The sequence below is a fragment of the Burkholderia sp. AU45251 genome (assembly GCF_030482905.1).
GTDB lineage: Bacteria > Pseudomonadota > Gammaproteobacteria > Burkholderiales > Burkholderiaceae > Burkholderia > Burkholderia aenigmatica.
Window position 1 is genome coordinate 48,405 of sequence record NZ_JAUJQH010000011.1, and the last position, 14,932, is coordinate 63,336.

The 14,932-nt window shown below is 59.9% G+C and carries 11 protein-coding genes and 2 pseudogenes; 4 read left to right on the forward strand and 9 right to left on the reverse strand.

The window, feature by feature from the left end:
* Positions 1-17: 17 nt before the first annotated feature.
* The 8 genes and pseudogenes from QZM67_RS21550 to QZM67_RS21585 form a co-directional block, all read right to left on the reverse strand.
* Positions 18-2,378 (reverse strand): RND family transporter, encoded by a 2,361-nt coding sequence (locus QZM67_RS21550; RefSeq protein ID WP_301806540.1) that lies wholly within the window; start codon positions 2,376-2,378, stop codon positions 18-20.
* Positions 2,379-2,412: 34 nt separating this feature from the next.
* On the reverse strand, positions 2,413-4,242 hold the full coding sequence (locus tag QZM67_RS21555; protein WP_301806726.1) for a DUF1302 domain-containing protein: 1,830 nt from the start codon (positions 4,240-4,242) through the stop codon (positions 2,413-2,415).
* Positions 4,243-4,320: 78 nt separating this feature from the next.
* Positions 4,321-5,685, reverse strand: a complete 1,365-nt coding sequence (locus QZM67_RS21560; protein ID WP_301806543.1) for a DUF1329 domain-containing protein — start codon at positions 5,683-5,685, stop codon at positions 4,321-4,323.
* A gap of 76 nt (positions 5,686-5,761) precedes the next feature.
* A complete protein-coding gene (locus QZM67_RS21565) occupies positions 5,762-6,175 on the reverse strand; it encodes a RidA family protein (protein ID WP_301806545.1) in 414 nt (137 codons plus the stop codon).
* 17 nt (positions 6,176-6,192) lie between these two features.
* The gene (locus QZM67_RS21570) at positions 6,193-7,026 is read right to left on the reverse strand and encodes a phytanoyl-CoA dioxygenase family protein (protein ID WP_301806547.1); all 834 of its coding nucleotides are present in this window, start codon (positions 7,024-7,026) and stop codon (positions 6,193-6,195) included.
* Positions 7,027-7,881: 855 nt separating this feature from the next.
* Positions 7,882-8,400: pseudogene (locus tag QZM67_RS21575) on the reverse strand (protein mobD); the annotation flags it as partial.
* 9 nt (positions 8,401-8,409) lie between these two features.
* Positions 8,410-8,871 (reverse strand): hypothetical protein, encoded by a 462-nt coding sequence (locus QZM67_RS21580; protein ID WP_301806548.1) that lies wholly within the window; start codon positions 8,869-8,871, stop codon positions 8,410-8,412.
* A gap of 919 nt (positions 8,872-9,790) precedes the next feature.
* Positions 9,791-10,099, reverse strand: a complete 309-nt coding sequence (locus QZM67_RS21585; protein WP_367620450.1) for a helix-turn-helix domain-containing protein — start codon at positions 10,097-10,099, stop codon at positions 9,791-9,793.
* A 176-nt stretch (positions 10,100-10,275) separates the two neighbouring features.
* Here QZM67_RS21585 and QZM67_RS21590 point away from each other — a divergent pair, with 176 nt between their 5' ends.
* From QZM67_RS21590 to QZM67_RS21605, 4 genes are all read left to right on the forward strand, one after another.
* Positions 10,276-10,671 (forward strand): hypothetical protein, encoded by a 396-nt coding sequence (locus QZM67_RS21590; RefSeq protein ID WP_301806551.1) that lies wholly within the window; start codon positions 10,276-10,278, stop codon positions 10,669-10,671.
* A 67-nt stretch (positions 10,672-10,738) separates the two neighbouring features.
* Positions 10,739-11,203 carry a hypothetical protein gene (locus QZM67_RS21595; protein ID WP_301806553.1) on the forward strand — a complete coding sequence of 155 codons (465 nt, stop codon included), beginning with the start codon at positions 10,739-10,741 and terminating at the stop codon, positions 11,201-11,203.
* Between the two features lie 914 nt (positions 11,204-12,117).
* A complete protein-coding gene (locus tag QZM67_RS21600) occupies positions 12,118-13,530 on the forward strand; it encodes an anion transporter (protein ID WP_301806554.1) in 1,413 nt (470 codons plus the stop codon).
* A 156-nt stretch (positions 13,531-13,686) separates the two neighbouring features.
* Positions 13,687-14,319, forward strand: coding sequence for a tyrosine-type recombinase/integrase (locus QZM67_RS21605; RefSeq protein WP_301806727.1), 633 nt, complete (start codon positions 13,687-13,689; stop codon positions 14,317-14,319).
* Between the two features lie 159 nt (positions 14,320-14,478).
* Here QZM67_RS21605 and aroQ read toward each other — a convergent pair.
* Positions 14,479-14,918, reverse strand: a pseudogene (gene aroQ / locus QZM67_RS21610) (type II 3-dehydroquinate dehydratase).
* Positions 14,919-14,932 lie beyond the last annotated feature (14 nt).

Consider the following 14,932-nt stretch of genomic DNA (forward strand, 5'->3'; position numbering starts at 1 on the left):
TAGTTGGGCTGCTCGCGTCAGTGGATCAGCACGCTCGGCGAGCGAGCAGGCTTACGGCGCGGGAACCAGCGCTCGAGCACCGAGGCCAGCGCCGGCAGCACCGTCATCGCCATCAGCAGGTTCACGAGGAACATGAACGCGAGCAGCTTGCCCATGTCGGCCTGGAACTTCAGCGCCGAGAAGCTCCACGTCGCCACGCCCACCGCCAGCGTAATTGCCGTGAAGATCGTCGCCACGCACTCGAACTCGAGCGCGCGCTCCATGGCCTTGAGGATCGGGTCGCCGTCGGCCAGGTGCATCTGCAGCCGGTTGTAGATGTACAACGCGTAATCCACGCCAATGCCCACCGCCAGCACCATCACCGGCAGTGTGGCCACCGTCAGCCCGATCTTCAGTTCCTTCATGAACCAGTAGCCAATGAAGGTCGCCACCGAGAGTGGCACGCAGCACGCCACCATTGCGCGCCAGTCGCGATAGGTGAGGAACACCAGAATGACGATCGCCGCGTACACGTACAGCATCATCGGCAGCTCGCTCTTCTCCACCTCGTCGTTGGTGGCCGCGAGCACGCCCGCGTTGCCCGCCGCCAGGCGAAGGTGAATGCCGGGGAACGGGTGCGACGCGCCGTATTGCTTCACGTCCGCGAGGATCCGGTTGATCGTGGTGGCCTTGTGATCGGTGAGGAACAGGTGCACCGCAGTCATGCTGCAATCGTTCCTCATGTACCCCTTGATGCGCCCGACATCGACCGACATCGCACCGTAGTTCTCGGGGGCGATCGGCACCACGTTCATCTTCGGGAAGGCTTCGTTGTAGCCCTGGTTGTAAGTGCGCAGCAATGCCGAATACGACTGTGCGGACACCACGCCCGGCTCGGTGCGCATCGCAGCCGTGAAATCGTCCTCGTACAAGCCGACCGCCGGGTTGTCACAAGCCTTGCTGTCCGACTCGACCGCGACCGTCAGCCAGTCAAGGCCCATGTCGTAGTGACTGGCGATGGAAGTTGCGTCGCGGTTGAAGCGCGCGTTCTCACGCAATTCCGGCGCGCCGGGCTGCAGCGTCCCAATCACGCGGTCGCGGCTCTGCCACGCTGCCAGCGCGAACACCACCAGCGCCACTGCGAGCGTTGCCTCCGCAACCCCCGGTTGCGCGACCCGCGCGAGCGGGCGCAGAAACGCCGAGCGCCGCGCCTGACGCTTCTGCGCCTTTTCGGCGTATGCCTGGTTGACATTGAAGCACGACGCCGCGACCGGCAGCAGGATCAGGTTCGTGACGATCTTGTAGCCCACGCCCAGCGATGCGGTGATCGCCAGCTCACGCACCATCGGGATCGGGATCAGCAGCAGCGTGACGAACGACACGAACGCAGTGACGAGCGCGAGCACGCCCGGAACCAGCAGGCCGCTGAAGCTATGGCGCGCCGCATCGTACGAGCTATGCCCGCGCGCAATCTGCCGCACGATGAAGTTGACCTGCTGCACGCCATGCGAAACACCGATGGAGAACACCAGGAACGGCACCAGCACCGCGAGCGGATCGAGCCCGAAGCCCAGCAGCTTCAGGGTGCCGAACTGCCAGACCAGCGATGCCAGCGAGCAGAAGATCAGCAGCACGGTCAGGCGTACCGAGTGGCAGTACATGTAGACCGCAAACCCGGTGAGCAGCAGCGCGATGCCGCAGAAGCCGAGCACGCCCGTTGCGCCATCGGCAATGTCGCCAATCTGCTTTGCGAAGCCGATGATCTGTACTTCGTAGCCGGCGTCCTCGAACGGCTTGCGGATCTTCGCTTCGAGCGTGTGATTGAACGCCACGTAATCGAGCACCTTGCCGCTGGCGTCGCGCTCGTTCAGTTCAGCGGTGATCATCGCGCTGTCTTCGTTATGCGAGACCAGCGTGCCGATATAGTTGCCCTCCGTGGTCGCGTGGCGGATCTTCGCGATGATCGCCGGAGTCAGTTGATCGGGCGTGATCGTGCCGGAGATGATCGGTTCGGCGCGGAAACCTTCATCGGTGATTTCGTTGACGAATGCGTTCGGGGTCCACAGCGAGCGCACGCCGACGCGATCCACATTCGGCAGATAGATGACGGCCTGGGTCACCTTGTACAGGCGAGTCAATCCTTCCGGAGTCCATATCGACCCTTTGCGCGCGCGCACGACCACCGTAATCCGGTTCGCGCCGAGCAGATCGTTGCGATACTTCTGGAACGTCTGGATGTACTCATGGCCGATCGGCATCTGCTTTTCGAAGCCCGCGTCCATGCGCAACTGCACCGCGAATACCGCCATCACGGCGGTAAACACGACAATCACGCCAAGCACGAGCGCACGGTGGCCGAAGAAGAATTTTTCCAGCGTCTTGACTAAACGTTGCAACACGACATCACCTCTTCAAGTCTCTCGACGTTTCCGGTCAGAAGTTCCGGGTCACGAACATCCCGACGAAGTTGCGGTCCGCGTAGGGATTACCCACAGTGTTGTGCCCGCCCCAGAACATCGTGTAATTGATGCCCGCCTGCCAGACGGTCGGGTTCTGGTTGAACAGCACGTAGAGGTTCATCGACTTCGCACCCTGCATGTAATTCGCAGTGAGCGTTGGCGTATAGCCGTAGAGCGCATCGGAGAAAGTCACGCCGGGCGTTACCTGCCAGCCGTGGATCAGCGTGCCGTCATAGGTCCAGTTGAAGTCGATCGTCGCGCCAACCGAACTCGAACTGCCCTGCGCCATGCCGATCGGGTAGCCCGTGCCCGAGTTGTAGTTCAGCCACGGCAGATAGCCCGCCTGCGGTACCTGCGTGACCGTCTGGCCGTCGACCGTGCGCGTGACGCCGTGCGAACTCAGGCCGGGGTAGTAAATCCACGTGAGTTCCCAGGTGAGCGTCGCCGAGTCCGCCGCCAGCAGCTTGAGAAACGGATACTCGCTTTTCGTGAGCGCGAGCAGGCCGTTGATGTCGTACTGGAACTTCTTCTCGTCGGCCCACTGCTGGCAATTCACGCCGGCCACTCCGTTGGTGTTCAGATCGAGAGGGCCGCCTGCTCCATAACAACTCGACAGCGCCACGGCATCGCGCGGGCGGTACGACAGTTCGGTGCCGATCGCCCAGCTGCCGATGCCGAAATTCGCGCTCGCGCCAAACAACTGACGGTTCTGCAGATACGACCAGTTCAGCGTCCCGTTGGCCGCCGCCGTGAGCACCTGCGACTTGTCGGTGTAGTTCTCGTAATAGAGCGCGAAGTTCGCATCGAAGGAGCGCGGCGAAAAGTTAAGCTTCATGCCGAACTGCGGGTGGTACTTCGACGGTGCCTGCCACGAAACGGGCAGGCCGATATCGTTGAAGGGCGGCCCCGCATACGCGCCGTTGACGAGCCCGGTATTGATCCCGTTGAGCACGCCCTGGTTGCCGCTGGCCGATCCCGCGATCGTGCCCGCACTGGGCCCCCCCGTGTTGAAATTGGTCGTACTCACCGTATACGGACCGGTCCCGCGCCCGAGGCTATTGGACACCGACCAGTACGAACCCACCGGCGGATAGCGGTTTCCGTTCCACTGGAATTGATAGTAATCCTCAGTGCTGAAACCATGAGAAAGATCGGCGGCAAAGCTGATCATCGGCGCGGGCAGCAGCGCCTGCTTCAGTTGCGAGCCCGGAATCAGCAGCTTCTGGACATCGAGGGAGTTCGTGGCATTGATGCCTCCCTGCGCAAACATGCTCTCGCCCCAGTTGATTACCTGGTTGCCCAGGCGCACATGCGCGTTCCGCCCGTTGATCGTGAAATCCTTCTCGCCCCACAGATCGAGCAGTTGCAAGTTGTAGACGACTTGCGCGGAGGCGGTACTCGACAGCGGCGTGCGGTTCGTATTGCCGGCCAGGAAGTCGTACATGCCGGTGCCGCGAATCATGAACTTGAGACCATTGCTCGGCATCTTCAGCAGCAACTCGCTGGTTGCGCTGATGTTGGCACTGTAGGCCTGCCCTTTGCGGTAATTGAGGTCGCCGTCGTCGCCCACGCCCCACTGGGCGGTATTGGCGGCTGCGCCGCAGCCGAATGCGTTCGGGTCCCCTGTGAGCGAGCAACTCGGGTTCTTCGTACGAATGCCTATACCTGCCGTGACGTTGGTTACCACCGAGCCAGTCAGGTCATTGAAACCGGTCGTGAAATCGTAGCCATAGGCGGCCGGCGCCACCGCTCCGAGAACAGCGAGCGAAATTATCGTCGGCCTGAGTACTTTAGTTGTTTTCATCACGTCTGCTCTCCTCTGCAATGGTTGCCGGCGCGCACCGTCTTTGCGTGCTGACGCCGGCTCCGTCCTCTACGGGTTTTAGCGTTCGCTGACCGAGCGCAGCGATTCCGCCGTAAAGAAGTCGACCTTGAAGCGCGGATCTTCGACCTTCTGATACCAGTGAATATCCTTGCCCTGACCGATCGTCGACTGGTCGGAGAGGTAACGTCCGTTGTTCAGGTCGTACTGCACGAACGGCTCGTTATCGCACGCGCCGCCCAATTCCCACACCGGAATCGGGTAGCTCTCGCGCACCTTCCAGAGCTTGCCCTGTGCGTCGTAGTCCTCGCCGACGAGCGCGAGCCAGCTGTCTTCGTCCAGATAGAAGACCTTCTTCGATGCAACGTGGCGAGCGCTAGGCTTGAGTGTCGCCTCGACTTTCCACACGCGATGCACTTCATAACGCCGGTTGTCGGACGCAATGCCGTCCGGCGTAAAGACGTCGTGCAACTTCTCGTTGAACTTGTACATGCCGAACGCGTTGTACGGCACGATCATTTCCTTCTTGCCGACGAGCTTCCAGTTGAACCGGTCAATGGAGCCGTAGAACATGTTGGCTTCGTCGATCAGATACTGGTTCTCCATGCCGATGACCGGCGCATCGTGCGTATAGGCCGGCATGCGCCGCACGCGCCGCTGCCCGGGGAAGTAGTAATACGTCTCCGCGTCCTTGTTGAAATAGTTGCGCGCCACGTAGGCCTGTCCGGCCAGCGCCGGTGGCGAGCTGACCTGATAGAACGCGCCCTGGGCGAACTGGTCGACGTCCTGAGGTGACGTCTTGCCCGCTTTGCTCCACGGGTAATACACGTTCTGCGCGCTGATCGCGTCGATCCAGTTACCGCCGCCCGGAGCCGGCGCCACGGTCGTCACCATCTGCGGCCATTCGAGACCCTCGCCACGGTAGCGCAGCAAGTAGTTCTGAATCGCCTCGGCGCCGTTCTTCGGTTGCGGGAACGGCACGCCCGGGAGGACCGCGGTCTGCACGTTCTCGCCCGCTGCATCGAGCTTGGCCGTCGTCAGATTCGCACTGGAGTTCTGCGCGACGAAATCGGGCAATTGGCATTCGCGATGCGACGGATAGACGTCCATCCGATAGCCCTTCTTCTGCTTGAGCAGCGCGATCTGGCCCGGCGTCAGCATGTTCGCGTACTTGTCGATGTTCGACGCATCGACCGTGTAAAGCGGCTTCTCGCCCTTGTGCTTCCAGAAGTCGCCGCGAAACTTCCCGTACGACCAGCCCGCCTCGGGCGGCTGCTTCCCGGCATAAGCCGGCACAGCGCCATCCGCGCTCGCCGCGCGCTCGCCGCCGTCCGGCGTGAAATCCGCCGCAATGGCCGCGCCGGCCACAAGCAGTAGCGCAGAAGCAATGGCCGACACGGCTCCGATGGTGTGCTTTCTCATCATCACTCTCCTTCCGGTTCCACTCTGATTTGTAATACGTATTGATAGATTCAATCCTGACGCGTCAGGGATGAACTGCTCAGGCCTCGCCGCACCCTGCCACGGCCACCGCCCGAATCTCGATGCACAACTCGGGCAGCGCCAGTTGTGTTACGCCGACCGCTGTCCACGACGGATAGCGTGCGGGGAAGTACATGTCTTTGACCGCCGAAAAGGCTTCGATTTCGCCGCGCAAATCCGTATGGAAAGTGGTTAGCTCCACCACATCGGAAAGGCTCGCGCCCGCCTCCTCGAGCACCGCCTTGAGGGACTCGAACGCGATACGGGCTTGCGCAGGCATGCCCTCGCCGGGTTTCATATCGGGGCCGATGCCGACCTGGCCGGAGACCCAGATCGTGTTCCCCACACGGGTCGCGGGTGAAAAATGATAAGCGTCGTAGAACGCCTGGAACGGTGACGGGATGATCGATTGCCGCGAAGTGGACATTGTCATGACGGTGGCCTCTTTGGTCAGACGAGTTGACGGAAACACGGTGCGCGAAACGGATCCCCTGCTTTCAACGCGGCAAGCTCTTCGACGAACAAGACCCCAGCGGGCGTGAAGCCAGAGACGCTCGGTTGCGGCAGCGGACTAAAAACTGCGTCGTCGCCGAAGAAGCGCAGCACAAGCGTGTGTCGATCCGGAAACGCAGTGTCGACCGCGCCGCCGCCGTGCAGCACGCCCGGGTGCAGCAGCAAAACGTCACCTGGCTCCGTTGCCCAGGAAATGATGTCGTAGGCCGCCGGATCATCGCGGCGTTCAGCTTCGATATTCGGCAGACGCGGCCAGACGTCGCCGCCATGCAGAGGATCAGTCGGATCGTCGGCATTTTGAAAGGTCGTGCCGTCGTGACGCGGACCTCGATGCGATCCTCGGACGATCTCAAGCGCATTTTGTTTGGGTACGGCCTCGAAGCTGATCCAGGCATTGCCAAAGTGCATGCCCTCCCATGGCAGGTAGGAAGTGTCCTGATGCCACGGCGAACGACCGCTCCTGCCTCCGCTCTTGAAGAACAGTTCCTCCGCGAAATACCAGACGCGATCCGATCCCCACAAGTCTGCGAACAATCGGCCGAATGGCAATTCACCGGCCAGTTCATCCAGGCGGCCCTTGGCAAACGGATTGGCGTTGTCATTGTGGGTCTTGTGCACAGTGCCTTCGAACAGGCTGCAGGCCATGGGCCCGGGGTTCTCCATGCCCCAATCGAAGACCTGCCGGCACCGGGCCAACTGCTCTTGGCTGAGAAGACCTTTGACCAGAACGGCGCCGTCTTCGGCGAACGCCTTGCGCGTGGCTTCATCCATGGCTGAACTCCTGAATCGTCAATTGGCGACCTGGTTGCAAACGCTTCCCGCGGCGCCTTCGTAGAAAATATTACCAAAGTTAGGTCATGATACAAAAATAGAAAAAAGAAAAAAGAGAGGGAATTCCCTGCCTTCGCGTGGTGATGCGCAAGGTACCAACCCACGATTAGAAGCCGAAGGCGGCTCCTGGGCCTGCAAGCGGCTCGGGCGATCGAGGCCCCGCCTTTGGGGACCGAAGTCAATGGGTGTGCTGTCCGAATCCCCTTGCATTATTTTGCAACCATGCCTATCTTAGTCATCATGTACAAACAACGGAGCCATCCGATAGGTCTCGACTCCTGGTGATCGAGTAGCAGCCCGGGATGGCATCAGAAGATGTGTGAACCAGGCTTGCGGCGGCTTTTGCCGCGAAGCCAGCGTGGCGCCCGTTAGCGTCGGAAAGAGTGGGAGAAGGTCATGTCCAACATTCTCAGCAACTGGATTTATATGGGCAGCAACGCGTACGACGAGTACACGTTCGTGCCCTGGTTGAACAGGAACGTCTACCGTCGGACTGTAGACTTTGGTCAAATCTGCATGCTGTAAGCATGCGGCGTATTTCTACGCGGGACCCGAACGCGCTTCCTTGTCAAGGAAAATCTAGAAAGATCGATACTGAAGTGCCTATGGCTGTCAATTTTTCAAGAGCGCGTAACACTTCGGATTACTTTTTAATTTCTGCGCGCTCCGTTACAAGCGCGTGACGGCCTTCATGCCTGACCTGGCATTGCGAATTGCGTTCTCGGCGGGGACTCTGGGGTATCTCGTTTCATAGCCTGCGACCTACCCCCAAAACTACCCCTACGAAATCGGCGGCTGTGCTTCAACTGCGTTGCGTAATTGCGAGTCCCGATAAAGGGTGAATTTCTCCGGTGAACCAAAGTAACCGTTGCACAAAACATGCGTGATTGCGTTCTGGAACGTCGCGCCGAACTTGAGCAGCAATTCGAGACTATCGCGTTGCCGGTTGATGACCCACAACACGACCAGACGCCGGGCGAGCTCATCGAGCGCGCTAGCGAGCGTTCCACCGTACTGCTCGACACCCGCCTGACTCCGGGCTGCCGTGTTGACGACAACGACCGCATCCCGGTGGGTATCGCAGAAGTCAACAAAGTCGATCCAGCCGCTGACGTCGTCCAAATTACATGACGCGCACTCGATCTCGGCATGGACCGCATTCATGACATCAGGATTGGACGTGTCCGTCTCCACCAGCACGACGTTGAAATCCGTGCGTCGAAAGTAATCGACCAGCGCCAGCGTCACAAAACTCTTGCCGACACCACCCTTGCTACCACCAACCATATAGATGGGGGGATTTTGCCTTGCCATGTGAGACCTCTACAAGTTCTCGGTATCCGGGCTGATCGGAAATCCAAGAAAGCCCTGTACCTGTTGCCCCGGCCTGGTTGTCCCCGTGTTCTCTTTCTGCTGCAATCCCGTGCGCGGCGGGTTATCGCGTGACGCATTGGCCCGTGCTGACTTCCTGCCTCGAGCAGGCGCTGTCGCCTGCTCTCGTGCCGTGTCTCGATTGCCTCGCCGAACTCTTCCCTTTCCGTCCGCACGGCGCATCGCATATCTCAGCGAATTTAGATTCACGTCGATGCCTTCTTGCGCGGCCTGCTCTATCAGTTCATACAACGTATATCCCTTCTCCCGCGCCGCCACGATCTGTGTCTGTATAGATTTGACACCGTCCCCCACCTTGACAGGTTGCGCGTCTTTCGGTTTTTCCGGCAGCGCATCCAGCCTACGACCGAACGCTGCCCACTGTCCTCGAGTAAATCTTCTGGCAACCGACATGACGACCTCCGACGCACACCCTTCACTGCATCTTGCGCACGCGTTTACGCTCCGTCAACCCTCGTTCTATGTCGTTTTCGAAGCAAACGGAATGCAGAGGAATACATAGGAATATGACGGAACAAGAAATATTTTTTTCTCGCCAGACGCCTCATCTGACTTCCCATTCGCGCGCGTATGGACACGAATTGCAGTGAACACTGCTGCCCGTCGATTCGCGCTGAAGAGCAATCCAGAACGCATTCGATGCCATCGGCGCGCACTCGGCATTCACCTCTTCTGCCCGGCCCTTTCAACGCCAGCGCTACACGCGTGCACCGGCGTTACGCAGACATTCGCCGTCGCGCCACTGCGGACCAAACTCGAGTACCACCGGCACGACGCGACGCGGTGCGTCGGACGCACCATCGCTCAAGACATGCGTTCAGGCATTCTCCAAGCGTTTAAACGTGATGCGCTCGGGATCATGCGATCGTGTATGCGGGGCTCACTTCTTCACACCGCTGCATCAAACGCGCCGCACACGGCAATTACACGGACGCGATTTCAGAATGCGCATGGCTTGCACATAGCGCATACGGAAGTCACCCTCGGCAGAGAAAACAAGATGAAAAATGAGTGACTGCAGGATAGGCTTGCGCCGGCTTTGGGCGCCATGTCCGCAATTGGCGGCGCGTCAGCAATGCCGCGGACGGAACGATGGTCGAGAAGGAGCGCCATCGAGCGGATATCGGGGTGAAGCCCAAGTCGAGGCAACGCTCCATCGACCATACTGTTCAAGCTCGATCGTTGGCATGCGGTAATGTCGGGGGTGATCCGTGCAATTTCACGAGCGGGCGGACGCCTACCGGCAATTGATCATTCGACCGCCGGCCATCGCGTTTTCGACAATGCGCCAACACGGCTACCGAAATCACAATTACGTCTCGCCGATACCATTCTCTTGATCGTCGGATGGTGTTCCGGTGATCGCACCCACCAGGGCTAACACACCCCGCTTTTCTCGAGTCTTCAATTCACGGAAGCCTGCTAGGAGTCTCTCCTCGTCGACGGTGAGAGCAAGCGTGACGGAATCAGATGGCCGACCGGTCAGCAAATACTGGACATCCACGCCGGCCTCGGCGATCCCCGCCAAGTAGCTGGCGTCAGGGTATCTGGCCCCTTTCTCGTAGTTGACTTGGGCATGCTGAAGCACGCCACCCGCTGCAGCGAACTCCGTTTGATTCATGCCGAGCCGTTTCCGCTCCAATTTTAGTCGGACACAAAATATGTCCGTTTGGTAATTTTTCGTTGACATATGTCCAATTGGAACCTATCCTAGTGAATGTGATCAACCGACTACCGATGGTAGCGGGGATATGCGACGAGTCCCAAAGACGGTAGGTCCCTCATCCCGGAGGCACTATGCCTTTCACCTATGAAATCTGCGGTGCCTTGTCCGTCCTGGACAACTTCCGGCACTACCACGCCCAGCAGTTCGCCCAAACGATTGCCGACCCTGCCGACATTTATTTCGCGACAGATGCCGTCACGCATTCGCTCGTCATCCGCATTCGCGGCGTACTGACCGACAACGAAGCGGAGATCGTCGAGAACGCACTTGGGGAATTCTCCCAGAAATGGGCACGGACCGGCAGTATCTTCAGACGAGTGCGCTACGGAGAGCCATCGTGTGTGCCACTCGGCCTCGCCCTGCACGTGGAGTTGCTCAAAGAACTTGCCGATGAGCACGTCCAGTTGGAGGCCTTTCTACAGCGCCAGGTGCGGATTCTCGAGCAATTTCGACCGGTGGCGAGCTAGAGCGCGAGTGTACCGACATGCCAGCGCTATCCGCCGTGCTGGGCAAATCCAATCCCGGAGGTTCAAAATGGAAGAGCCAGCCCCGTACGTCCTGAGCGGTGCGCTCGCCGTGCAAGACGATTTTGAGGACGAGCAGCTCGATCGCGTATCTCGCCATCTGGGCGGCATCGCCTCGGTTTACCTCCGGCACGACGAGGTCGCGCATGCCGTTTCGCTTCGTGTTTCCGGCACGCTAATGCGCGACGACGTGCGCTACATTGAGCAGCGCGTTGAACGGTTCGCCGAGGAAAACGCGCGCGCCGCCGCAATTCTCATGAGCGAGTGGAACGGCGAGACAAGCGAACTGGTTGTGGGCATGAACTGGGACGCCCAATGCCTGATCCGACTTGGCGCGGTACAGGAACAACTCGCGAAGCTCACGGAACGATATTTCGACTTTCTGCTGCGACTCGAACCACCTGACTCTCCCGCTCGCGGCACCCCGCTAATGTGCGTCTCCATCGATATCGAAGACAAGCTGGCGAGAGGATAGTCGATCTGACGTTACTGCGTTTATCTCGCATTCATACGCCGCATCTCGCCTCGGTCGTGCAACGTTCGGTTGCTGAATCGCCGCCCTCTTCAACGGACCGCCAGCACACTGCGCACCCGCCTTTTCCAGCGTGAGTGTATGGAGTTGCTGACGGATCGTCGTCTGCGCCTGGCTGAACGTCGGCATCTGCGTCGGCCACTTCGCATCGAGCTTCATCGTTGCCCGTCCGCCGTCGATCGAAATCGACTCAGGAGTGACAGCGCCAACAGGCATTTTCCCAAGCGCCTGTGCGATCGCGACTGGCAGGCGCGATATCTCGCCCTCCGCCAGCGGCGTTTTGAAGCGGACCCACGACAGTTCGCCCGCACCCTACTGTACTGACGTTGAAGCCCTGCAAATGACTTGCCGACCTTCAATTCGCTCAACAACAGTCGCAGCCGCCGCGCCATCCCTAACGACGATCAGACGCAGCTTGTACTCGTCCCTGCCGAGCGCCCCGACTTTCGTCGCAACGCGACTTTATCTGCGCATCCGTTACCGGTTTCGGCTTCTCGTTATCCTTCAGATATAGCTGCGCCTCGGAATTCGCCGTTGCCACCTGCTTCAAAAACGCTTGCCCTCGGGTCGCATCCAACCATTCATCCAGAGAAATGAGTGCATGATAGGTCAGTTGCAGCTGACCGCGCCCGGCGGCAGTCGGCGGCATCTACAGCCGTTCGACCTCACTCCCAGGCGGACATTCGATTGTCGGATCCGCTCACGTACCGGACGCTCGGTGCGAATCAAGTCGGTCGAAACGCAGATCGGTAGACCGCATGGGCCGATGCTGTTTCGACGCCTTGGCGGACGGTATGATTGCCAACGCCTAACTTTCACCAAGGGCAGCTCTGCCGCCGTTGCCGGAAAATTCCACCATGCCAATCAAGAGCAGCCCGCCCAATGGCCGGCCGACCATCCCGTCCCAACCAGCGGATAGGCCGCGTCGGATGCGCTACGCCGGCCCGCTCGGCCTCAGTCTTGCTGTCGCCTTCTTCGGGCTTGCCATCTATCTCTTCTGGCGGACCGATCCCGGACAGGCACGCACCGCCAGCATTGCCATGTTTCGCTCCGCGCCTGAACTCGCGGCCATCGTCATATTCCTCGCCACGTATCTGGTCGTTGCCGTCGGCAGGATCCCCGGCCTGCATCTTGACCGTGCAGGTGCGGCCCTGCTCGGCGCGAGCCTGATAGTTGCCTGCGGCATCCTGACGCTGCCGGAAGCGTATCAGTCAATAGACTTCGACACGATCACTCTGCTGCTTGGGATGATGATTGTGGTGGCGAACCTGCGGCTGTCGGGTTTCTTCCGGCTGCTTAACGGCTGGGTCGTGACACGCGCGCACCATCCGATCATCCTGTTGACAGCGGTGACGTTCGTCTCAGGTCTGTTTTCTGCGTTTCTCGTCAACGACACAGTCTGCCTAGTGCTCACGCCGCTGGTGCTCCAGCTCGTCAGGCAACTGCGACGCAACCCGGTACCTTACCTGCTTGCGGTTGCAATGGCGTCGAACGTCGGCAGCACCGCGACCATCACCGGCAATCCGCAAAACATGATTATCGGCAGCCTGTCGCATGTGCCGTACGGGACGTTCGCCGCGACGCTGGCGCCGATCGCCGTCATCGGCCTGCTGCTCACCGTAGCGCTGATCATGCTCTCGTTTCGTGGCGAGTTTTTCACCCGTGACAGGCTCCACGCCGAGCCTGAACCCTCCCGTGAGAATCGCCCACTGGTGATCAAATCGGTGGGCACGACGCTCGCGATGTTGGTCGGATTCTTCGCCGGCCTGCCGGCACCCAAGGTGGCGATCGTCGCAGGCGCGCTGCTGCTGATCACGAGACGGGTGAAGGCCGCGAAAGTCTACCGCGAGATCGACGGGCCATTGCTGATTATGTTCGCCGGGCTCTTCGTCGTGGTCGCCGGACTCGAGAAAGCCGTACTGTCGCCGCAACTCATAGCTGCGGTTAGTCGCACCCATCTCGACAGCCTGCCGGTCCTCGGTGGCGTCACCGCCGTGCTTTCCAATATCGTCAGCAACGTGCCGGCGGTCCTTATCCTCAAGCCGTTCATTGAGCATCTGCGGAACCCGCAGCACGCCTGGCTTACCGTGGCGATGGCCTCCACGCTCGCCGGCAACTTCACCATCCTGGGCTCGGTCGCTAACCTGATCGTCGTGCAGGGCGCACGCGCACAGAAGGTCGAAATTAGCTTCTGGACGTATTTCAGGGTCGGCGCGCCGCTGACAGTGCTGACGATCGCGGTCGGCGTGCTGTGGCTCGCGTTTGCATGAAGCCACAACGTCGAGGCTCGCGCACCAAAGGCCAGCGGCATGGCTGTTGCACCTCGAAAGCGGCCGTTCACATGATGAGGCATGCAGCGGCAGAGATGGGTCGGGTAGCGCCCGTTACTCCGGACTCAGACTGGATCTCCCTTCAAGTGAAAGGAGATTGTCACGGGAACATCAACGAACACGGGGCCATCGCGGGTACCGTGGAACAATGGGAGATTGACAGGTCAGAAGCCGCCGCTGAAGCAGAAAGAAATTTGGGCGATACGCGTGCGCCTGGAGTTTTCGTCCCGTGTGCGAGATCTGGCAATGTTCAATCTCGCCATCGACAGCAAGCTTCGGGCGTGTGATCTGACGAAGCTACGCGTGTGTGACGTGTGTCACGGCGAACACGTCGCCAGCCGCACAACGATCATGCAGCAAAAGTCCCAACGGCCTGTACAGTTCGAGATTACCGAACAGACTCGCGAGAGCGTGGCGGCATGGATAAGGCACGAGGGACTGCGCACAACTGATGTCCTGTTCCCGAGCCGAATTCACGACTCGCCGCACTTATCGACACGGCAATATGCCCGGCTGGTTCATCGGTGGATCGCGTCAATCGGCCTTGACGACACCGCCTACGGTACCCACACGATGCGCCGCACCAAGGTTTCGCTAATCTACCGGCGAACGAAGAACCTGCGGGCAGTACAGCTGCTGCTCGGACATGCCAAACTGGAAAGTACAGTTCGGTACCTCGGCATTGAAGTCGACGACGCCCTCGAGATGGCGGAGCAGACCGAAGTTTGATGAAGTGACGGCCGGTGAGCGGTCGCTTGCCGGCCCCTATCAGCCAGTAATGAGCATTGATTCAGTGACGTTTGACGGTCCTTACTGCAATCGCGAGCGGTCATTCGCCGTATCACTTACCGCCGCGGAAGTAACCGGATTGCGATTCACGCGCGCCACTCAAGCACGGATCTCCGCATGGACCGCCCGCAGTGCTAGAAGATAGCTCTCGATCCCGAACCCGCAGATCTGCCCTTTAACGATATCGGCGAACACCGAATGGTGCCGGAACGGCTCCCTCGCGTGAATGTTCGACATATGCAGCTCGACGACAGGACAGGACAGGATTGCAAGTGCGTCGCGGATGCCGTAGCTGTAGTGCGTCCACGCGCCAGCGTTGATCAGCACGGCGTCCTTGCCGTCTTCGTAAGCGCGATGGACACGCTCACACATCGCCGCTTCGCTGTTCGTCCGGAACGATTCGACCTGCACGCCGAGTTCTTCGCCCAGCGTGTGAAGCCTGGCATCGATATCGGCGAGCGTCACAGTTCCGTACTGCGCGGGTCGCGCTTGCCGAACATGTTGTGATTGATGCCATGAAGCATCAGGACGATTTTCATCGGGTTCTCCTTTG